The organism is Burkholderia metallica, from assembly GCF_902832845.1.
GTDB classification, from domain to species: domain Bacteria; phylum Pseudomonadota; class Gammaproteobacteria; order Burkholderiales; family Burkholderiaceae; genus Burkholderia; species Burkholderia metallica.
The window spans coordinates 151,122-173,753 of record NZ_CADFDB010000009.1; the positions used below are offsets into that span (position 1 = coordinate 151,122).

Annotated in this window: 12 protein-coding genes; all 12 read right to left on the reverse strand. The window is 70.5% G+C overall.

What is annotated here, in order from left to right; all coding sequences use genetic code 11:
* Position 1: 1 nt before the first annotated feature.
* The 12 genes from HWX08_RS24100 to HWX08_RS24155 all read right to left on the reverse strand — a co-directional run bounded on the left by HWX08_RS24100 (position 2) and on the right by HWX08_RS24155 (position 22,628).
* Complete coding sequence (locus HWX08_RS24100) at positions 2-1,111, reverse strand: esterase/lipase family protein (protein ID WP_425128474.1); 1,110 nt, start codon at positions 1,109-1,111, stop codon at positions 2-4.
* Between the two features lies 1 nt (position 1,112).
* Positions 1,113-1,529: a DUF4345 domain-containing protein gene (locus HWX08_RS24105; protein WP_069256343.1), complete on the reverse strand. Its 417-nt coding sequence runs from the start codon at positions 1,527-1,529 to the stop codon at positions 1,113-1,115.
* A 16-nt stretch (positions 1,530-1,545) separates the two neighbouring features.
* Complete coding sequence (locus HWX08_RS24110; RefSeq protein ID WP_174922277.1) at positions 1,546-2,883, reverse strand: hypothetical protein; 1,338 nt, start codon at positions 2,881-2,883, stop codon at positions 1,546-1,548.
* Positions 2,880-3,659, reverse strand: coding sequence for an outer membrane lipoprotein-sorting protein (locus HWX08_RS24115; protein WP_174922276.1), 780 nt, complete (start codon positions 3,657-3,659; stop codon positions 2,880-2,882). The genes HWX08_RS24110 and HWX08_RS24115 overlap by 4 nt, the downstream gene beginning before the upstream one ends.
* Positions 3,660-3,710: 51 nt before the next feature.
* Positions 3,711-5,117 carry an ABC transporter permease gene (locus tag HWX08_RS24120; protein WP_174922300.1) on the reverse strand — a complete coding sequence of 469 codons (1,407 nt, stop codon included), beginning with the start codon at positions 5,115-5,117 and terminating at the stop codon, positions 3,711-3,713.
* Positions 5,117-5,833, reverse strand: coding sequence for an ABC transporter ATP-binding protein (locus tag HWX08_RS24125; RefSeq protein ID WP_174922275.1), 717 nt, complete (start codon positions 5,831-5,833; stop codon positions 5,117-5,119). The genes HWX08_RS24120 and HWX08_RS24125 overlap by 1 nt, the downstream gene beginning before the upstream one ends.
* Positions 5,830-7,239: a flavin-containing monooxygenase gene (locus HWX08_RS24130; protein ID WP_174922274.1), complete on the reverse strand. Its 1,410-nt coding sequence runs from the start codon at positions 7,237-7,239 to the stop codon at positions 5,830-5,832. Before HWX08_RS24130 ends, HWX08_RS24125 begins: the two co-directional genes overlap by 4 nt.
* 18 nt (positions 7,240-7,257) lie before the next feature.
* A complete protein-coding gene (locus HWX08_RS24135; RefSeq protein ID WP_174922273.1) occupies positions 7,258-11,286 on the reverse strand; it encodes a cytochrome P450 in 4,029 nt (1,342 codons plus the stop codon).
* Positions 11,283-17,315, reverse strand: coding sequence for an SDR family oxidoreductase (locus HWX08_RS24140; protein ID WP_174922272.1), 6,033 nt, complete (start codon positions 17,313-17,315; stop codon positions 11,283-11,285). Before HWX08_RS24140 ends, HWX08_RS24135 begins: the two co-directional genes overlap by 4 nt.
* A 76-nt stretch (positions 17,316-17,391) precedes the next feature.
* Positions 17,392-18,996: an acyltransferase domain-containing protein gene (locus HWX08_RS24145; protein ID WP_175807093.1), complete on the reverse strand. Its 1,605-nt coding sequence runs from the start codon at positions 18,994-18,996 to the stop codon at positions 17,392-17,394.
* On the reverse strand, positions 18,978-20,408 hold the full coding sequence (locus HWX08_RS24150; protein ID WP_174921306.1) for a TolC family protein: 1,431 nt from the start codon (positions 20,406-20,408) through the stop codon (positions 18,978-18,980). Before HWX08_RS24150 ends, HWX08_RS24145 begins: the two co-directional genes overlap by 19 nt.
* Positions 20,409-22,628: a peptidase domain-containing ABC transporter gene (locus tag HWX08_RS24155; RefSeq protein ID WP_174921307.1), complete on the reverse strand. Its 2,220-nt coding sequence runs from the start codon at positions 22,626-22,628 to the stop codon at positions 20,409-20,411.
* Positions 22,629-22,632: the final 4 nt, after the last annotated feature.

A 22,632-nucleotide genomic window follows, 5' to 3' on the forward strand; every position in this document is an offset into this window, starting at 1 on the left:
CTCAGACGCCCTGCAGTTTCAGCCGATTCGCATGCACGCGCAGCGCGGCGACCGGATCTTCCGCATAAGCGCCGCGCAGGCCGAGCAACTGGTTGATCGCGTCGAAGTGGTTCCAGCGGTAGCGGGTCGAGATCACCGTGCCGAACAACGCACTGCACGTGGACGTGAAGCCGTCGTTCGGCCCCGCACCGGCGAGCGCCATCACGTTGCCGGCCGTCAGGAACATGAGCGTCGACGGGTCCAGCACGTTCACCGGATCGACGACCGGAATCACGCTGGTGTCGACGGCGCCCGTCACGAGGCCGAGCAGCGACACCGGCTGGTACGCGGCGCCGCTCCACGAATACAGCAGATGCACGTTGCCGCCGATCGTCTCGGCCGGCGCGCCGGTACGGCACGTGCCCCCGCCGAGTCCCGGACTCGGGAACAGCCGGTTGAACTGCTCGGCGCGGGTCGTGCCGAGCGCGTCGAGCGCGGCGATCGCGTCCTGATTCGTGTTGTGCCTGTCGCTGGTCAGGATGCCGAACACATTCAGCAGCGCGCCGAACACGGGCGTCGACAGGCCCGTCGGGTCGAGCTTCAGCGCGCCGAGCACGAAATCGGCGAACTGCGAGCCGCGGTGCGGCGTCGCGATCGTCGTGACCGACGCGACGAGCGCGGGCGCGACCGACGCCACGTAGCGCGACGTCAGCCCGCCCTGGCTGTGCCCGATCAGGTTCACCTTGGCCGCGCCCGTGACCGCGAGCACCTGCTTCACGTACGCGAGCAACTGCTCGCCGCGCCCGTTGGGGCCAAGATCGCTCTGGAACCCCGACAGGTCGGCGACGTAGACCGTCGCGCCATGCCGCTTCAGGTCGGCCTGCATCCCGTACCAGTACGGCACCACGCCGAAATAGTCGTCGGTGCCGGTCAGGCCGTGCACGAGGATGATCGGATAGCGGGTCGCCGCATAGTCGTCGACCGCGGTATCGGTCACGGTCTGCGCACCGGCCGGCGGCGCGGCCACGCCAACGCAGGCGAAAAGTGAAGCGGCCAGCACGGCGCGTGACGCAAACCGTGCGCAGGCCCGCGACAGGCGTCGCGCGGGCGCGACGCGGCGTTCGATGTCGATGTCATGCATGTGCGTTCTCCAGGATTGCGCGAGCGGCCACGCGCCGCTGCCACGCGATGAACAACGGCGCGCCGACGACTTCGAGCACCGTGAAGCCGATGAACGGCGGCCATGGCGGCCCGAGCGCCGCCAGCGAGATCAGCCGGCCGAGGCCGCCGAGAAAGATCATCGCCCACAGCGTCGCGAACAGCCGCCCCTGACGCTCGATCGCCGGGATCACCGAGAACGCCGCGAGCCCGAGCCCGAACCAAACGCCCGCGTAGAAGCGCAGGTTGCCGTCGAGCGTCGCGTCGGCCGGCAGCGCGATGCCGAGCGACGCGTACAGCGGATCGTGGATGCCCATCATGCCGAGCACCCCGGTGACCGACGGGACCAGCGCAAGCACGGCGGTCGCCGCCTGAAGCGCGCGTTTGCTCATTCGAACTCTCCTTGCGTCATCGATAAAAAATCCCCAGCACCTGCACGCTGCCCGACTCCGGCATCGCCCCGAAGCGGCTCCACGACGGCCCGCCCTGATGCAGCCATTGCAGCGCGACGTCGAACCGGTCGAAGCGCCGCCGCAGCTCGAGCCAGTATTGGCGGCCGCCGCCGAGATCGGCCTGCACGAAGCCCGACAGGTCGAGGCGGCGCACGCCGATATTGCGCCATGCGGCCATCAGGAACACGCCGTGGCGGGTTTGCAGTTCCTGCGCGGCGATCGACGTCTGTACCGCGCGGCCCCAGGCCGCCGGGCTCGCGCGCTGCAGCGAACGCCATTGCGCGGCGTCCGCGCCGCCGCCGTTGCTCTGGAATTCGGCGGTCAGCGACAGATCGACCGGCAGCGTCCAGGTCGCGCCCACCGACGAACTCGTGCGGAACGCGCGGTCGCCGGCCGCGCCGGTCGCGCGTGCGATCAGCGAGCGCCGGTAGCCGCCCGTCCATTCGGCGTACGCGACCACCGAGTTGCCGAGCAGCACGCTCAGATTCTGGCCGACCTGCGGCGCCTGCCCGCTTTCGCCGTAGACGATCCACTGCGGCTGGAGCGCCGCGCTCAGCCGCTGGCTCGCGACGAGCATCCAGCGATCGACGCCGTTGGTGCGCTGCAGGTCGGACGACGCGGCCGGATCGCCCGGCAGGCTGCGGCGCTCGAGCCGCGGCGACAGCAGCGCCGCGAGCGAGCCCGTGTCCCACACCTGCTGCGCGCGCAGCGCGACGGTGCCGAGCCGGTTCGTGTGGCGGCTGTCCGGATCGGGCGGGACGTCGAGGCTCACGGCACCCGAGCGAAAGAAGTCGGTCGGGTTGTAGCCGATCGCCGCGCCCAGCCGCTCGTTCAAGCGCCCCGCGTCGACGACGAACGTCGGTGCCGCGCGCCAGCTCGCATACGCCTCCTTCACGAGCGTCACGTCGCGCGACGACGTGCGCGACGTCCCGAGCGGATCGAAGCGGTCGACGCGCATCGAGAAATGCGCGGCGAACGTCGGCGTCAGCCACTGCCCGTATTCGAATTCGACCGACAGCTGGTTGCGTCCGGCGTGCGCGCCGTCGCGATAGCGGCTCGCGCGCAGCGCGTCCTGCACGGCCAGCTTCCACGGCTTCGCGGTATCGGCCGGCGCCGCGGCGGGCCGATCGGCGAGATCGAGCGCCGCCGCATCGGCCGCGTCCACCGCGCCCACCGCATCCACCGCACCGGCGCTGCTCGCCGCATCCGCGCCGCCGGTGGCCGCCGCACGCGCGAGCGCCGGCAGCAGCATGCACGCGAGCGCGGCGATCCGGCATCGACGCCGCATCGTCATTGCGCCTGGAAGCGGGACAGGTAGTCGCGCTGCAGCCACGCATCGGGAATGTCGCGCCACGCGTAGTCGGAGAAACGCATGACCGTGACCCAGTTGCTGTCGAGCCCGTCGATGATGACGGTCTCGGTCGGCCGCTCGACGCCGAGCTGCATCGCGTAGCGCCGGTAGAACGCGGTCTTCAGCAGGCGGTCGCTTTCCGAATAGAAGCGCGCCTTCAGCGGCCGGTTGTTCGCCGTGTCGATCCAGATCTCGATGCGCCGATAGGTGAGCCCTTCGCCGTGCCCGGTCAGCATCAGCCGGTAAGCGCGGCGCGTCTGCCGGTCGCCGTCGGCAATGTCCTCGATGCCCTTCAGCACGGCCGTGTAGTCGTGCGCGAGATTGACCGTTACGACGTCGCCGTTCGCGGCCTGCCCGAGCAGTCGTTGATCCGGCGAGATCCGCACGCTCGCCTGGTTCGCGGGATCGTAGAACCACAGGTCGTTGCCGTTCTTCAGCATCAGCTTGCCCGTGTCGCGCGCCGGCGCGACGAAGCGCACCAGCGTGCGGAACGCGCCGCCGGGCGCGTCCGGCTTCGAATAGATCGACAGCGTGTTGCCGTCGACCTGCTTGCCCGACCGGTACTCGATCAGCGTCGCGGTCAGCACGAACGATTTCTCCGGCGTGCGCACCGCATCGCTCGCCGCGAGCACCTTCTGCGGATCGGGCGCCGGCTGCGCAAGGGCTGCGCCGGCGAGGAACGAAAGACTCAGACAGCATGAAACGAACAGGCGACGCACGTGCGCTCTCCCGAAAGTGAAATGAACGAAACAACCCGCATCCGCACGGCATCACACGTGCCGCAGCGCGTCGACGATCGACAGCCGCGCCGCGTGCCGCGACGGCAGCCACGCGGACAGCCCGGCCACGCATGCGAGCCCCGCGAACGTGACGGCGATGGTTCGCCACTCGCCCCACACGCGCACCGTGAGCGCGACCGCGTCGATGCGCGCGGGCGGCGTCCAGGCCAGCCCGCTGTGATTGACGGCCGCGGCGATCGCGAGCGCGACCAGCACGCCGAGCGATGCGCCGGCCACGCCGAGCAGCGCGCCTTCGCACACGAACAGCGCCTGGATGCCGCCGCGCCGCATGCCCATCGCGCGCAGCGTGCCGATCTCGACCGTGCGCTCGATGATCGCGGTGCTCATCGTGTTGCTGATCACGAACAGCACGATCGCGCTGATCAGCACGAACACGAAACCGAAGATCACCGAGAACATCCGGTTGGTCTGGTCGTAGAACGGGTTCAGCGTCGCGAAATCGACGACGTCGAGCGGTTGACCGTCGAAGCCGCCGTGCAGCAGCTGTTCGATACGCGCGCGCGCGGCCGGCAGGTCGGCCGTGCGCGCGAGCTGGATCTCGATCGCGGTCGCGCGCGGCGCGGCGCCGCCGTATACGAGCCGCTGCGCCTGCGGCAGCCGCACCGCGAGATACACGTCGTCGAGTTCCTTCACGCCCTGCTGCTCGGCCTTCACGACCGAGAAGCGGCCGACGTTCGGCGCGCCGCCCGCGCTCGCGGTCAGCACTTCGACATGGGTCGCGCCGTCGCCGGCCGGCTGCGTGCCGGCCTCGCCCCGGGCGAGCGCGAGCACGTCGGCCGGCGCATTCGCGTCCGGGCCGGTGGCGGCGGGCTCGGCCGGGCCCGGCGGCGCATCGTGGCAATCCGGCACGTGCAGCGGCCCGCACAGATGCAGCACGCGCGCGACGCCGAGACCGACCACCGCCGCATCGTCGGCGCTGCCGCGCATCGCGAACGCGCGCGGGCGCAGCGGAAAACCGTACGCGTTCCACTGCTGCATCCGGTACTGGTCGTCCGGAATCGCGCCGAAGCCCATCACGGTACGCGACACGCCGGCCGCGAAGTTGCCGGCGATCCCGCCGAACTGCAGCGTCGGCGTGACGACCTGCAGCAGCGGCGCGAGCTGCGGGTCGCGCCGCAGGGTCTCGATCAGCGCCGGATAGTTGCGGATGCCGTACGCGGCCGGATCGCCCGTGCCGTACAGGAAATAGCCCTGCCGCTGGATCTGCAGGTGGCCGCTGCGTTGCACGAAATCGGTCTGCAGGCCGAGCGTGATGTCGCGGCTGAAACCGCCGAACAGCAGGATCGCGCTGACACCGACGATCATCGCGAGCAGCGTGGTCAGCGAGCGCCGGCGGTTGCGCTGCAGGTTGCGCAGCGCGAGCATCAGCGTATGGATCATCTGCCCTCCTTCTGTATCGCGATGGCGCCATCGGCCCGTTCCTGGCCGACGATGCGGCCGTCGAGAATCCGGATCACCTCGTCGGCGACGCTCACCACCTGCGGATCGTGCGACGACACGATGAACGACACGTCGCGCTCGCGCTGGATCGTGCGCATCAGCTCGATGATCGCTTGCCCGGTCGCGCTGTCGAGGTTCGCGGTGGGTTCGTCCGCCAGCACCATCGCCGGCTCGGCCGCCAGCGCCCGCGCGATCGCGACGCGCTGGCGCTGGCCGCCCGACAACTGGCTCGGCCGGTGCCGCGCCTTGTCGGCAAGCCCCACCGCGTCGAGCAGGTCGCGCACCTGCGCCGCGCGCCGCGCCGGCGCCCAGCCCGCCATCAGCAGCGGATACTCGACGTTCTCGTACGCGGACAGCACCGGCAGCAGGTTGAAGGTCTGGAACACGTAACCGACGTGGCGCGCGCGAAAGTCGGACAACGCATCGTCGGACAGCGCCGCGGTATCGTGGCCGGCGATCGTCACGCGCCCGCTGTCGGGGCGGTCGATGCAGCCGATCATGTTCAGCAGCGTCGTCTTGCCGCTGCCCGACGGGCCGCTCAACACGGTGAAGCGGCCCGCATCGAGCGTCGCCGACACGTCGGCGAGTCCGGTCACGCGCACGCTGTCCAGCAGGTAGGTCTTCGACACATGTTCGACGTTCACGAGACTCACGACGCCCCTCCCGCGCGCACGGCGGCCGACGGCGCGCGTTGCGCCCCTTGCGTCCCTTGCACGCCACGCGCAGTCGTCGCCGCCGCGCCCGGCACGGCCGGCAAGCCGCGGATCAGCCGCCGCAAGTGCAGCCGGTATGCGAAATGCTCGACCTCGATCACGTGCCGCGGCGTGCGATGAAACGCGATGCCGCCGCTCCAGTCCGAGCGCCCGCGCCGGATCAGCCGGTCGATCCGCGCGGCCTTGCGCGGCGCCGCGTCGCGGGCATGCAGGTAGCGGGCGAGCAGCTGCGCCTGATAGTCCATCAGCGGCCAGTTGCCGGTCGACGTCTGAAACAGCCCGATGAAGAACAGGTCGCGATGCTGTGCGTCGAACATGTTCAGGTACAGCGACGGCTGCTGTTTGCGCCATTGCAGATGCGCCTGGTCGATGAACGGAAAGCTCGGCCGGTAGCCGGTTGCGTACACGATCACGTCGACCGGCTCCTCGCTGCCGTCCGTGAACGCCACGCGATCGCCCTTCAGTTCACGCACGTCGGGCCGCGCGTCGAGATCGCCGTGGCCCAGGTGATAGAACAGCGTCGAGTTGATGATGAAATGCGATTCGAACAGCTTGTGATCGGGCTTGCGCAGCCCGTAGTCCTCCGGTTGCCCGGCCGTCGTCAGCCGCAGCAGCCGCTCGCCGAAGAAGCGGCGCGCCCACAGCGGCATGCGCAGCCGCAGCGGCCATTCGGCCCACTGGTCCGCCGGGATGCCGAACAGGAATTTCGGCCAGTAGTAGTAGCCGCGCCGCGTGCTGTGGAACACCGCGCGCGCATGGTGGGACGCCTCGACGGCGATGTCGCAGCCCGAGTTCCCCGCACCCACCACGAGCACGCGCTTGCCGGCGAAGATCTCCGGCGTGCGGTACTGCGACGAATGCAGTTGCAGCCCGTCGAAGCGGCCCGGATAGTCCGGCAGTTGCGGATGCGACAGATGGCCGTTGCAGACGATCACGCCGCGATAGGTGCGCACTTCGCCGCGATCCAGCTCGACGCGCCACTGCGTGCCGCCGGCAACGGGCGCGATCTCGAGCACCGAGCGGCCGAACTCGATCCGGTCGTACACGCCGAAGCGCCGCGCATACGCACGCAGGTATGCGAGCGCCTGATCGCCGCGCGCATAGGTCGGATAGTCGTCCGGAATCGGGAAATCGGTGTACTCCGAAAACCGCTTCGAGCTGATCATGTGGATCGAGCGATACACGGCGCCGCTCGGCCGCCCGTAGTACCAGTTGCCGCCGACGTCGTCCTCGCGCTCGATCACGTCGAAATCGATCCCGGCCGCGAGCAGGTTCTTCGCGGCGGTGATCCCTGCCGCGCCCGCGCCGATGATGCAGTACCGCGCGCCGTCGTTGCGCTCCGTCATGGTGATCTCCTGTTCCGTTCAAAGAGCCGACGCGGCCGCGGCCTGCAGGTCGGTCGCGCCGGCCAGCCGCGCGTCGCGCAGGTCGGCGATCGATGCGCCGCCGCGATCGGCGATCGCGAAGCGGCCGTGCGGATAGCGCAACAGCAATTCGGCGTCGCCGGCCGGCGCGGCGCCGAACACGATGCGGCCGATGCGCCACGTACGCGGCGGCTCGCCGCGCTCGGGCCATGCACCGAGCAGCACGTTCAATACGCTCTCCAGATGATTGACCGGCAGCCACAATTGCGGGCACGGCACCGCGCCGCGCGCGCCGTCGTCGTCGCCCGGCACACGCCACAACGCGTCGGCATCCGCGGCCCTGACCTGCGCGATGCCGCTGGCCCAGCGCGCGTCGGGCAACAGGTCGCCGCGCCAGCTCGCGCGCGCGGTCGGCCATACCGCATCGTCCGGCGCGTCGTGCGGCAACGGCACCGTCGTGCCCGCCGGCGGATGGCTTCGGTAGACGAACGTCGCATCGAGCAGCGCGCGTCCGGCAAGCGATGCGCACCGCACCGTCACGCGCCAGCCGTCGTCGGCCGTGCGGCCGGTCACGTCGGAGTCGAGCGCGAGATCGCCTTGGCCGTCGAGCGCGTCGGCGAGCGCATCGAGCGCGATCGTCACGTCGACGGCTTCGTGCAGGTACGCACGCTCGCCGTCGGGCGGCGCCACCCAGTCGGCGACGACGCGCGCGTGCTCGAGCAGCAGCGACGCGGGCGCCACCGCGCGACCGCCGAAGCGGAATGCGCGCGTATAAGGGGCGCCCGCCACGCGAAAGCGCGTCGAGAAAAACGCGAACGGCCGGAAGCGCCGCGGTTCGCCCGCGTGGTGCCGCCGTGTCGCCAGTTCGCCGAGATTGGGCAAGCCGTCGACCGCATCGAAGCCGCGCAGCTGGATCGGCGTGAGCGCACGGCCGACCGCGCCCATGTACATCGGCTCGCCGCTGCCGGGCGTGGAGGAAGTGGTCTGCGTCGCGGGTGCCGCAAGCTCCGCCAGCCAGTGACGCACGCCGTCGCCGATGCGCATCGGCGTCACGTAGCGCCGCGTGACGGCAAGGTTGGTGATCATGCCGACGCCGTCCCAGGTCGGCCACACGAGCGTCTTTACGGCCCGCACCGGCGCATCGCGACGCGCCCACCAGCCGAGCCGCGCGAGCGCCTCGTTCGCGGCCGCATAGTCGGTCTCGCCCGTCATGCCTCCCCAGCGGCCGGTCAGCGAGCCGACGTTGACGAAGCAGTCGACGCGCGGCCGCTCGCGCACCGCCGCGTACAGGTTCATGAAACCGCGCACCTTCACGCGCGCGGTGCCGATGAATTCGTCCGCGGACTTGCGCGGCAATCGCACCGGCTGATCGATGCCGGCGTTGTGGATTACGCCGCGCAGCCGCGCGCCGAATTCGTCGCACAGCGCGCGCACGGCGTGCGCATCGGTCACGTCGCATACGCGGTAGCGCACCGGCAGGCCGAGTGCGGCCGCGGCATCGAGCGACGCCTTCAGCGCGCGGCGCCGTTCGAGTTGCCGCAGCGTGTGCCGGATCGCCTTCGGCGGCCGTTCCGGCGTCGCCTGACGCAGCAGGTCGAGCCCGTAGCGCCTGAAGCCCGCGTCGTCGAGCGCGAGCCACGGCTCGTCGCCGGCCGGCAGCGCGTCGCGGCCCGTGACGATCACCGTGCAGCGATGGCGCTTCGCGATCTCGCACGCGGCCAGGAACCCGATGCCGCGCGCACCGCCCGAGAACAGCACGACGTCATCGGGCCCCCAGTCGGGCGCCGCGTGCGCCGGCAGGTCGTCGCGGGTGGCGACGAGCGTGTGGCGACGCCCGCCGCGATGGCCGACCTCGAAGCGCCCCCAGCGATACAGCTCGCGCGCGATCAAGCCGTCGACGCGGCCGGTTTCGTCCGGCGCGATGTCCAACACGCGCACGTTGCAGTTCGGCAGCTCCTGCGGCAGCGTCTTCGCGAGCCCCGCCCACAATCCGCCGAGCGGCTGCACGAGCGCGTCGTCGCCATGGCCCATCACGCCGTCCATCCACGTCACAGCGAGATAGAACAGCCGCGACGTCGCCTCCTCCTGCACCCAGTCGCCGTAGCACGCCTGCAGCAACGCGACCGTGCGGCGCAGCGGCGCTTCCCATCGGTCGCTCGCGTCGAGGACGAACGGCGCTTCGACGCCGAGATCGACGATGCCGTCGAACGGCCCCGACTGCACGACGAACGTGCCGGCGGCCGCCGCCGGATCGACCCCGTCGGCCGGTGCGAACACGACCGGCTTCGCACACGCGCGCGTGAGTGCCGCCACCACGCGCTCGACCGTGCGGCCCAGCCCGTTGACGATCGCGATCCGCTTGCCGCTCAGCTCGGGCGCCGGCAGCTCGGGCAGCGGTTCGATTTCGACCGGCCGCCAGGTGAAGCGGTGGGTCGGCGCGTCGTCGGTATGGGTTTCGGCGTCGCGCGGTGCCGAGGATGCAATCGCATCGCGTTGCAGAAGCGCCAGCACATCGGGTGCGAGCGTCGGTCCGGCGGCACGTTCGGCGGTGACGGCCGGCGCCGCGCCTGCCGAGCGCGCATCGTCGGTCGTCGACACCTGCGCGCCCGCATACGGACAAGCCGCACCACGCGCAGCCGGCACGTGGGCGTCGCGCACAGCCGGCGCGGCACGCGCGCGCTCGCGCGACCTCGGCCGGGCGACCAGATAGATCCCGTCGCGCGGACGCAGCGAAATCGTCGCGCCCGTGTCGAGCGAGCGTCCGGGCACCGCGCTCAGGTCGACGTGCTGCGCGACCACCGCGATCAGCACGCGCATCTGCAGCAGCGCGGTCTGGTAGCCGATGCACTTGCGCATCCCGCCGCCGAACGGGAAATACGCATACTTGTGCCGCGCCGGCGCGTGCGAGCCGAAATTCTCGGGATCGAATGCGTCCGGGTTGGCCCACAGCGCCGGATGGCGATGCGTGACGTACGGCGACATGAATACCGACGAGCCGGCCGGCACGTGATAGCCGCCGATCTCGTCGTCGTCCACCAGGTCGCGCGTGAAGCCCCAGATCGGCGGATAGAGACGCAGGATCTCGTCGACGGTCTGCACCAGATACGGCAGGCGCGCGATGTCGTCGGCATTGGGCGCGCGGCCGCCGAGCACCGCATCGAGCTCGTCGCGCAGCCGGCGCAGCACGTCCGGATGCTGCGCGAGCGCATAGAGCCCCCACGCCATCCCGCTGCCGGTCGTCTCGTGGCCGGCGAGAAACACCGTCATCACCTCGTCGTGCACCTCGCGCTCGGTCAGCGGCGCGCCCGTATCGGGGTCACGCGCGGCGAGCAGCAGCGAGATCACGTCGCTCGTGTCGCAGCGCCCCGCGCGATGTTCGGCGACGATCGCATCGACGATCGCGTCGATGCCGCGACGCGCGCGTGCGATCCGGCGGTGGAACGGCGTCGGCATCCAGCGCGGCACGAAGTCGTTCAGGTTGCCCTGCGGCATCATCGCCTCGATGCCGAAGCGCACGGCCGGCCCGACCTCGTCCGCGTGCCGCGAGATGTCCGCGTTGAACAGCATCAGCCCGAGCATGCGCAGGCTCACGCGCATCATTTCCTCGACGACGTCGAACGGCGCATGCGTGGGCTGCCCGAGCCAGCGTTCGACGAGCGCGAGCGCCGCGTCGCCGACGGCGGCCGTGTGCGACTCCACCTGCTTGCGATGAAAGAGCGGCTGCACGACGCGCCGGTGGCGCCGCCAGAACTCGCCGTCCGTCGTCAGCAGCCCGTCGCCGAAGAACATCTTGAAGTTGTCGTAGAAGCGGCCGCGCACGTAGTTGCGGTGATTGTCCTGCAGCACGTGCTGGACGCCGTCCGGATGCGCGAGCGCATGGGTGAGGAACGGGCCCAGCCGGTTGCGGGCGATGTCGCCGTACTGCTGCTGCAGCTTCAGCAGCATCGTGACGGGATTGCGCTTGTATTCCGCGAGGTTGCCCATCACGACGCTGCCGCGCGGGCCGGGTGCGAGACGCTTCGTGCTCATGCGGACACCTGTTCGGAAGCCGCGCGGGCGGCAAGCAGCACGTCGATCTCGCCACGCGCGGCGAACGCACCGGTCACGCGGTGCACGTAGCCGATCACGATGCCCGTCACGTCGCGCATCTGCATCAGGATCGCACCGTCCGGGCGCACCGCGACGAACCGGTTGCCGCTGCTCGCCGGCCCTTCGAGCGCGAACGCGCGCGGTGTGACACGCAGCGCGATCGACGCGTGGCGGCTCGACAGCTCGCAGTCGTTGCCGGCTTCGTACAGGTCGATGCGGCCGATCGACATCGGCGCCGCGAGCGGAATGTAGTCGCCGGCGACATGATCGAGCGCCGCCACGCGCGCGAGCCCGTCGAGCAGGATGCTCGGCACCACGAAGCGCGAGAACACCGGATCGCCGTCCGGCACGTTCAGCCGGAAGCGCGCCTGCTTGCCCGCGTCGCTCATGCCGGTGTCGGTCGTCGACACGAACATGCCGGTCAGCCGCACGGGCGCCGCGTCGAAGTGGTACGGATCGGCGACGGGCGTGAACGCCCCGCCCGCCGGTTCGCTCCATACCGGCGCCGGCGCGTAGGCCGCGGCCAGGCGCACGGTGATCTCGAAGTGCGGCTTGTCGCGCACGAGCACCTGGCCGCCCGGCGCCAGCACGTCGCCGGCAATCCGCACGTGCACGAGCACCGCGTCGGCGTCGCGCGACACGATCCGCGCGTGGATGCGCTTCACGCTCGGCCGCTTCGCGTCGTAGACGCGCAGGAAATGCAGGAACCGCGCGTCCGCGAACCCGACGACCTTGAGCCCCGGCACGAGTCGCAGCGCGGCTTCCGCGGCCACTTCGGGCACGAACGTGCCCGGCAGCGTCGGAAAGCCGTTGACGACGTGATGCTGCAGGTACGCATCGCGCTCGAGATCGAACACGCGCTCGAAGGTCACGCTGTCGTCGGTGCGCGCCAGTTCGTCGCCGAGATAGAAATCCGGCTCGCGCGAGGCGGCGCCGGCCGGCGCCGCTTCATCGAGATCGAAGTAGCCGGGCAGAAGCGTTTCGATCGCGCGCCGCTCGGCGTCGCCCAGATGCACGGACATCGCCGCGCGCTCGCCGAGACCGAGCTCGCGCATGAAGTGATGCTGCCCTTCCTCGGTGCGCATGCTCGTGAACAGGCCGCTCTTCTCCAGAAACGCGCGTGTGACCGGATTCGAGCCGAGCCCCACCGAGCGCCACAGCGTCCAGCCGATCGTGAACTCGTCGTGGCCGAGCGCCGCGCGGTGATACGACGCCTGCGTGTTCAGGAAGTCGTTGCCCGACGCGTAGTCGGTTTCGCCCGCCTGGCCCGTGAGGCCGATGAACGACCCGAAGTTGCACCACAGGCGCGGCTGCCGCGCACCGAACGCGTTGCGCAGGTTCCAGTAGCCGCGCACCTTGATGTCGCGCACCGCGACGAAATCGTCGAGCGACTTCACGGGCACCGACGCGGAACGGTTCAGCCCGGCCGCGTTGACCAGCAGGTCGACGCGCGACTCGCGCGCGAGAATCGTGTCGATGGCTGCGCGCACGCTGTCCGGGTCCAGCACGTCGGCGCGCAGGTACGTCACGCGATGCGCGCCGCTGAACGCGCGCATCGCCTCGATGTTCAGGCACGCGGTGCGCGCGTCGGCGCGCCGCTCGAACGCACGAATGATTGCCGGCAGCGGCCGTTCCGGATGCAGCGCCTTTTGCTGGCGGATGTAGTCGGGGCGGCTCTTCGCGAACGCTTCGTCGTCCATCGCGAGCAGGTCGGGATCGACGTCGTCGAGCGCGCTGCTGCCGATCAGGTACAGCGTCGGACGCACGTACGCGGCCAGTGTCTTCATCAGTTCGCCGGTGATCCCGCGCGCGCCGCCGACCGCGACGACGACCGCGTCCGGGCCGAGCGACAGCCGCTCGTCGGCGCGCAGCTCGCCTGCGTCCTCGATCACGCGCGGCGTGCGGCGACGCCCGCCGCCCAGCGCGACGACCGGCAGCCAGTGGCGTGCGCCGCTTTCGCGCTCGGCATCGCGCAGCGCATCGGGCAGCGCGCGTGCGTCGGTTAGCACCGCCACCGGGCGCGCTTCCGGCATCTCGATCGCGAGCGCCTTCACGAGACCGGTGAACAGCCCCGCATCCGGATGCGGCACGTCGCCCGCGAGCGCATCGAGCAGCAGCGCGACGAACGTGCCGTCACGCTTGAGCGCGGCATGGCAGCGCTTGATCGCGACGAACGCGAGATCGTGCAGCGCGAGCCGCGCGGGCGCGGCCGGCGCCGCGGCGCCCGGGGCGAGCGCGCGCGCATCGAGCGACGTGAGCACGCGCACGTGGCCGATGTCGTCGGGCAGCCCGTCGAGCGCCGTTTCGTCGATCCGCTCGATCCAGTGCCAGCCGGGCCGGCGCGTGGTGAACGGCCGCGTCGACAGCACCACGCAGCCGGGGCCCGGATCGGCCTGCGCGGCCAGCGCGTCAGGCATGTCGGTGACGATCACGCAGCGCGGCGTGATAAATGGCGTCGACCGGCCCGCCGGCTGCCACCGCGCATCGCGCCATTCGATCCGGTATCGCGCGACGCCGAGCGGTTCGCCGTCGGCCGCGACACCGGTCCGGCGCAGCGTGCCGGGCAGCAACGTGCCGGGGGGGACGGGGGCGGTCGGCGCAGGCAGCGGCGCCTGCACCGGCACGGCCGCCGATTGCGGCTCGCGCGGCTCGTGTTGCTCGTGCTGCTCGCGCGGCTCGGCCGCTTGCGCCGCCGGTTCGCAGGCGACGTGCAGTGCATAGCGCAGCCGGTCGCCGCCGCTGTCGCGCGCCAGCGTCGTGCCGGCCGTACGCGCGACGATCGCGCGCAGCACGTCAACCGCCGCATCGGCGCCCGCATACGTGACCGCGCGGCCCGCTGCGTCGCACGGCGCGGCCGGATCGACCGCGGCCGCCGCGTCGCCGCCGCCGACCACCGCGAGCACCGGCAGCCCTTCGGCCCGCGCACGCCGCACGGTCGTCACCGCGAACAGCACGATGCCCTCCGCGAGCGGCAGCCCGAAGGCCGGGCTCACCTCCTCCGCGACGTTGCCGTTGATCCCGCCGACGATCGCCATATCGAGCTCGCCGCTGCACAGGAAGCGCTCGGCCGCCTCGAACGCGGCCAGCGTCGACGCGTGGCCCGCATCGACCGTCATGTTCATCCCGTGCAGATCGTGATAGTTCGCGACGCGCGCCGGAATCACGTTCGGCATCATCCCGGGGAACGAGTTTTCGGTGGTCGGCGCGACGAGTTGCTGCGTCGTCTCACGCAGCCCGTGCAGCAGCCGTTCGGTCGCCGCGCGCTCGTCCGGCCGCGTCGCGTCGAGCACCGCCGTCGCGATGTCGTCGAGATAGCAGCGGCTCGCATACAGCGCCGCGTTGCGCGTGGGGCCCATGTGCCCCATCACGAGCCCGATCGTGTCCGCATGCTCGCGCCAGAACGTGCCGAGGCGTTCGCGCAGATCGTGCGCGGCGTCGAGCGCCATCAGCTGGCAGCGGTCGAGCGCGCGCAGCACGGCCGGCGGCATCTTCACGCGCGCGAAGCTCGGCAGCGGATAGCCGACGCCGAAACTGGCATCGGGCGCACGCCCTTCGCCGCGCAGCCACGCCGCGACCTGCGCGTCGCCGTCGAGGCCGGGAAACTTCGCCGACCACCCGACGATCGCGAGCGGTTCGCGCCGGAAGCGGCCGCTCGCGTCGCCGGCCGGCAGATCGGCGCGATATTCCGACACGATCAGGTGACCGTTCGTGCCGCCGAAGCCGAACCCCGACACCGCCGCGACGCGCGCCGCATCGGGCCGCGCCGGCCATGCGACCGGCGCGACCGGAATCCGCAGGCTGGTGGCGCCAATGTCGAACTCCGGCGGCGGCTCGCTGAAGCGATGCTGCGGCGGAATCACCTGATGCCGCAAGCCGAGCAGCACCTGGATCACCGATACGACGCCCGCCGCCCAGCCCGTGTGCCCGACGAGCGACTTGTTCGACGTCACCTGCACCGGCCTGTCGCGCCGGATCGCGTCGCGCAGGCTCTGGAATTCGGCGAGATCGCCGGCCGGCGTGCCGGTCGCGTGCGCGACGACCCAGTCGACGTCGGCGGGCACCGTCGCGGTGCGCGCGTACGCGCGGTCGATCGCGATGCGCTGGCCGGCCGAATTCGGCGCGTAGATCGCCTTGCCCTTGCCGTCCGACGACGAGCCGAACGACTTCAGCACGCCGAGAATGCGGTCGCCGTCCGCGCGCGCCCGCGCGACGCGCTTCAGGATCACGACGCCCGCGCCGTCCGCGAACAGCACGCCGTCGCAGTCGCGATCGAGCGGCCGCACCTCGCCGCTGCGCGACAGCCCGTGCAGCTTCGAAAACAGGATCGAGCCGCGCGGCGCGAGCGCGAATGCGCCGCCGCACGCGACCACGTCCTGCTTGCCGAGCAGCAGCGCCTTGATCCCGAGATCGATCGAATACAGCGACGACGAACACGCGGTGTCGACCATCATGTATTCCGCGTCGTCCGGCAGCACGCCCTTCATCGCGTTCAGGCCGACGCGATGCGGGAAGAACGATGCGAGGTCGCCCGCGCCGCGCGCATAGCGCGCGCTCAGCACCGCATCGATCGCGGCCACGCGACGCGTGCGCTCGGCCGCGTCGACACCGGCGTCGATCAGCACCGCGTTCAGGCGCGCGCGCGCGGCGGCCAGCACCATCCCTTCCTCGAGATGCTGGCTGCCGTCCGCCGTATAGCCGACGAGGAACGCGACGCGATCGGCAGCGCGCAACGTCACGCCTTCGAGCGACTGGCACAGCGCATGGCGCAGCCACAGCGTCGTGAGTTCGCGCGGCGCGGTGCCGGCATCGAGCTCGGCGCGCACCTTTGCGCACGGCTCGAACTGCTCGATGAAGACCGAGCGCGACTGATAGCTCTTGTCTTCCGCCGACGTGTCTGGCGAGTAGAACGAGCGGTAATCCCAGCGATCCGGCGGCACGTTGCCGAACAGCTCGGGACCGTCCAGCAGCGCGCGCCAGAACGCATCCGGATCGCTCGCGCCGGGCAATGCGACGCCCATGCCGACCACGGCGATGTCGTCGCTGTCCGGTGCGTCGTCGGCCGGCGCGGCTGCGCGTTCGGCCGCTCGTTCGGCCGCTCGTTCGGCCTTACGTTCGGCCGGCGCGGGGGCCGGCTGCGCCGCGGCGGCGGCCGCGGCGCCCACCTCCTGCGCGGCACTCGCCCATTCCGCGCGCGGCGACAGGCCCTCGCTGCACAGCGACAACCCGCCGTCCGCGACGACTACCTGCCCGGTGATCCAGCGCGCGGCATCCGACGCGAGAAACACGACGAGATCGGCGAGGTCTTCCGCGCGCGCGAGCCGCTTCAGCGGCGTCGCCGCGATGCTCGAACGCTTGGTGTTCTCCGGGTCCGGAAACTGCGCGGCGACGTCGCCGTCGATCAGCGTCGACGATGCGCCGTTCACGCGGATCTCGCGGCCCGCGTACTCGACCGCGAGATAGCGCGTCAACGATTCGAGCGCCGCCTTCGCGGTGCCGACGACGAGATAGTTCGCGGGCACGAGCGTCGCGCCCACCGACGACACGTTGACGATCGCGCCGCCGCCCGAGCGCGCCATCAGCGCCGCGGCGCGGCGCGCGCACCAGAACGCGCCTTTCAGGTTGGTGTCGAGCGCGCGATCGAAATGCTCGGCGCCGATCTCGTCGACGCCAAGCAGCGCGCCGGACGCCGCGTTGTTGACGAGCACGTCCAGCCGACCGTAGCGCCGTTCGATCTCGTCGAACATCCGGTCGACCTGCGCCTGCTGCGCGACCGACGCGCGGATCACGTCGACGGTCGCGCCGAGCGCGCGCAGTTCGTCGGCCGTCTCCTTCGACGCGTCGAGCGAGTGGAAGAAATTCAGGATCACGTGCGCGCCCTGCTCGGCGAAACGCCTACAGATCGCCTTGCCCACGTTTTTCGCGCCGCCCGTCACGAGGACGAGCTTGCCGCGCATGCTGGTATTCGACATGGATTGCCTGCCTATCGAGAACGGGTGATTACGGGCAGGGCCCCCCCCTGCCGACCAACGCTTCGGCCCGCGGCCGTCAGGCGGCCGCCTTCCCCTGGTTCTCGTGGACGAAATCGACGATCTGCCCCATCGTCCTGAAATCGCCGCTGCGGAAATTCGCCGGCAGCGGCGGCAATGCGTAGCGCGCGGTGATGCGCTGGATGATCTCGGTCTGCTTGACGGAGTCGATGCCGAGTTCGGCTTCCAGCTCGATCGATTCCGAGAACACTTCGGCCGGATACTCCATCGCCTGCGCGTAGATATCGACGAGTTCCGAGAACAGTCGCTCGCGCGGCACGTGCGCGGGGCGCGCCGCGGCGGGTGCCGTCGGGGCCGTGCCCGGGTCGTGCGGCACTGACGGCGCCGGCACCGCCGTCAGTGCCGGGCCGCCCACGGCCGCGAGACGCGGCGCGGACGCGACGGCCGGCTCCGGCTGCGGCGCGAACGGCGCGGGGGTCGGTGCGGCGCCGGCCGGTGCCGCGCTCGCCGCGTCGAACGCGTGACGCAGTTCGCCCTTGAGCCAGTCGACGATGTGCGGTCCGCGCGCATGCCAGAACGCGTCGAAACCGGAGCCTGCGTTGCTGATGCGAATATCGTCTTTCATGATGGTGTCCTCCTGGAAATAACGGGTGATCGTCGTGACGACGCTCGATTCCTCTGCCGCGTTCGACGGGCCGCCGAACGTCCTGACCGTGCCGGGCCCCGCGATGCGCACGACGATGCGCGCCAGCGCATTGAGCGCGCCGCATTCGACATAGCGTGTGATGCCGTCCGCGCGCGCGGCGCGAATCGCGTCCGCGAACCGCACCGGCAGGACGAAATGCGACGCAAGCCGCGCCCCGGGATCGTCGCTGCTGCTGTAGCGGCGGCCGAGAATCGGCGAATACACCGGAATCGCGAGCGGGCCGGGCCGATACGCGGCGAGCCGCGCGGCGAACTGCGCGCGCGCATCGGCGAGATCGGGGTGATGAAAACCATACGGAGACCTGATTGTCTGCGCGCTTACGCCCTGCGCCGCGCATACCGAGACGAAGCATTCCAGCGCGGTGCGCGGGCCGGACACGACGGTCTGCGACGCGTGGTTCTCGACCGCGACGCACACGTTGCGCACCGCGTGCGTGATCGCGCTCGATTCGATCAGCGCGCGCGTCGCGTCGGCGTCCGCCGCAATCGCGGCCATCATGCCGTCGGCCGGCGCGGCCGCCTGCAACGACGCGATCCGGTCGCACACGATCCGCGCGCCCTGCTCGATCGAATACATGCCGCCGCACACCAGCGCCGCGATCTCGCCGAAGCTGTGTCCGATCAGCACGTCGGGCGCGACGCCGCGCGCATGCAGCACGCCGAACATCCCGACCGACGCGCCGAAGATGCCGAGCTGCAACAGGTCCGGCGCTTCGCGCAACCACGTATCGATCCCCGCATCGTCGCGCCACAGCGCGCCCGTCAGCGGACGGCCGAGCCGTTCGCTCGCGATCGCGTCGATCGTGTCGAGCACCTGTCGCACGCTGCGGTGTTCGCGGCCCAGTTTCCGCAGCGCGCCCGCATAGAACGCCCCCTGTCCCGGGAACAGGAATGCGCACCCTCGCGCCGTTGCGTCGACCGCGTTCGGCCGCGCGTCACTCAACCCGCGTCGTTCCATAATCCCAACCTCCCGAGGCTCTCGGCCAGCTTCAGTCGCGCGGTGCGCCACTTCGACACCGCGAGCACGCGCTGGCGCCGCGCATCGGCGAGCGCCGACTGTGCATTCAGCAGATCCGTGAACGTGCCGACACCGGCCTTGTAGCGGCCGCGCGCGATGTCGAGCGAATGCAATGCGGTGTCGAGCAGATGCTGCGAGTTGTCGAGGTTCGCCGTGTCGGTCTGCAGGCTCTGGTAACTCTTCCACACGTCGAGCGACACCTGGAGTTCGGTGTTGCGCACGTCGGCTTCCTGCGCGTCCGCCTGCGCCTTCGCTTCCGCGATGCGATACCCGGACGCGAATCCTTCGAACAGCGGGATCGAGATCTGGATGCCGATCGAATTGCCGTGACTGCTCTGCAACTGGAACAGCGACGGCTGCTGCTGATAGGACGGGTTGTTGCGCGACAGGCTGCCCGTCAGCGAAATCGTCGGCAGCGACTGCGCGCGCACGGTGCGAATCTGGTCGCGCGCCGCTTCGAGCTTCGCGCGCGCGGCGACCAGCTTCGGGTGATCGCGCTTCGCTTCGGCGATCAGGCTCGCGACGCCGCGCGTGAACTCGTCGCGATCGGGCGACGGTTCCGCATCCGCGATGCGCAGCGGCGTGTCCGCGTCGACGCCGAGCGTCGTCGCAAGCGTGCCGATCGCGTTCTGCAAATCGCCCTCCGCGCTCACGCGGTCGAGCAGCGCCTTGCGATAGGTCGTCTGCGCCTGCAACGCGTCGCCGAGCGTGCCCGCGCCGCCCGCGTGTCGTGCGCTCGCTTCGGCGAGGCTCTCCTGCGCCGCGCGTTCGACCGCCTGCGCCGCCTCCAGCGCCGCCTGCGCGTCGCGCAGCGCGTAGAACGCCTGCGCCGCGTTGTAGAACACGCTCTGCAACGCGTCGTCGTGCGTCGCGTTGGCCGCGCGCAGCAACGCGCGCGCACGGTCGAGGTTCGCGCCGCGCTTGCCGAAATCGAACAGCACCCAGCTCAGGCTGAGCATGCCGTAGCGGCTGGTACTGCGCTGCCCGTTCGAGAAACCGCCCGTATAGGTCGTGTTCACGTTGTCGCGCTCAATGCCGGCCGTCGCATTCAGCGTCGGCAGGTACGCGGCCTTCGACACGCCGACCTCGGCCGTCGCCGCGCGTGCGTCCGCCCACGTGCGACTCAGTTGCGGATGCGAACAGATCGCCTGCAGGATCGCGTCCTCGAGCGCGAGCGGCCGGTCGTCGACGCGCCGTGCGCCGCAGGCGGTGGCCGACACCATCGAGCCGGCCTGCGTCGCCGCGACGTCGTCGCGCGTGCGATAGACGTCGAGCATCTGCGCGCACGCGGGCGGCGCCACCGCTGCGAGTGCGACGGCCGCCAGCACGATGGCGAGGGAGCGCTTCATCATCTAGCGCCCCGCGACCGGCTGTACCGGGCCGGCATCGTGCGGCGCCTGGCGCGACGCTGCCGGAACGGCCGCCGACTTCGCCGCGGCAGCCGCGCGCATGGCCGCGGTCGACTGGTCGAGCACGACCTTCCCGCCCTGCAGCATGATCACGCGCTGCGCGGATGCGATCGTCTCCGGCCGGTGCGCGACGATGAGCCGCGTCATCGCGAGCTGCGTGACGGCCGCGTTGACCTGCATCTCGCGCTGAATGTCGAGATGGCTCGTCGCTTCGTCGAGCACCAGGATGCGCGGCCGCTTGTACAGCGCGCGCGCCAGCAGCACGCGCTGCTTCTGGCCGCCCGACAGCACCGTGCCCATGTCGCCGACGAGCGTGTTGTAGCCCATCGGCATCGCCGCGATGTCGTCGTGCACGGCCGCGATGCGCGCGCATTCGGCCACCCAATGCGGGTCCGCTTCCGGATCGAAGAAGCTGATGTTGTCCGCGATCGAGCCCGCGAACAGCACGTCGTCCTGCAGCACCGTGCCGACCAGCCCGCGCAGCCGCTCGATGCCGAGCCGGGCCACGTCGAGCCCGCCGATGCGCACCGCGCCGCCCGTCGGCTCGTGAATCCCGAGCAGCACGCTGATCAGCGTCGTCTTTCCGCAACCGGACTGCCCGACGATCGCGACCGATTCGCCTGCCGCGATCGTCGCGCTGACGCCGTCCAGCACCAGCGGTTCGCCGTCCGCGTAGCGGAACGACAGCCCGTCGATCTCGATGCTCGCATCCAGTTCCTCGGCCTCGCCCGGCACGTTGCGCAGGGTCGCGTCGGGTTCCGCTTCCGCGAACACGATGTCGGCCAGCCGCTCGCCCTGCAACTGCAGCATCTTGACCTCGAAATACTTGTCGATCAGGCTGCCGACCCGGCTGTCGAACTGACTCTTGTACGCGTTGAACGCCATCAGCACGCCGACCGTGAACTGGCCGTCCATCACCATCCGCGCGCCGAGCCAGATCACCAGCACGTTCTCGATGCCGAACAGCAGCCCGTTGAGCTGCTGATAGAAGATCTGCAGCTTCTGCACGTGCAGGCTCGCATTGACCTGCTCGACCAGCAGCGTGATCCAGCTCGCGCGACGCTCGGCCTGACGGTTGAACAGCTTGATCGTCTTCACGCCGCGCACCGTCTCGAGGAAATGGCTCTGCTGCTTGGCCGCATGCACGATCTGGTCCTCCGTCGCACGCCGCAGCGGCGCGTACCACATCCAGCGCACCAGCGCATACAGCGCCATCGTGGCCAGCGCGACGAGGCCGAGCACCCGGCTGTACACGAACATCATCGCGAGCGTGACCAGCGTCATCAGCCCGTCGATCACCGCGCCGAGAAACGACGTGGTCAGCGTCTGCTGGATCGTGTCGATCGAGCCGAAGCGCGACACCACGTCGCCGAGATGGCGCCGCTCGTAGTAGCGCACCGGCAGGCTCAGCAGATGCGTGAACACGTTCGCGCGCCACTGGATGTTGAGCGTGACGCCGACGTACATCAGCGCCCACGCGCGAATCGCGCCGGTCGCCTGCTGCATCAGCAGCAGCAGCCCGAAGCCGAGCGCGAGCACCGTCAGCAGGTCGCGATCGGCGCTCACGATCACTTCGTCGATCACCCACTGCAGGAAGAACGGCTGCACGAGCATGAAGACTTCGAGCGCGATCGCCAGCACGAGGATCTGTGCGAGCGAGCGCGACAGCCCCGACACCGGGCCCAGCAGTTCGCGCAGCTTGACCTGCGGCCGCGCCGCGCGCGGCGCGAAGCCCGAGGTCGGCCACAGCTCCAGCGCGACGCCGGTGAACGCGCGCGAGACGTCGGCGAGCGAGAGCTTGCGGACGCCGTGCGACGGATCGTGAATCGTCGCGGTCTTGCCGTTCACTTCCTTCAGCACGACGAAGTGGTTGAAGTTCCAGTGCAGCAGGCACGGCACGCGCAACTGGCCGAGCTGATCCATGTCGAGCTTCACCGCGCGCGTGCCGAGCGACAGCCGCTGCGCGACCTCGATCACGCGCCCGAGGCCCGCCCCTTTCAGCGACACGGGAAACTGCCCGCGCAGCGTCGCGAGATCCACGTGGTGGCCGTGATAGCCGGCCACCATCGCGAGACACGCGAGGCCGCATTCCGCTGCTTCGGTCTGCAGGACCATCGGCAGCTTGCGGCCGAGGCCGAACGAAAGTCGATCGAGTAATGCCATGCGC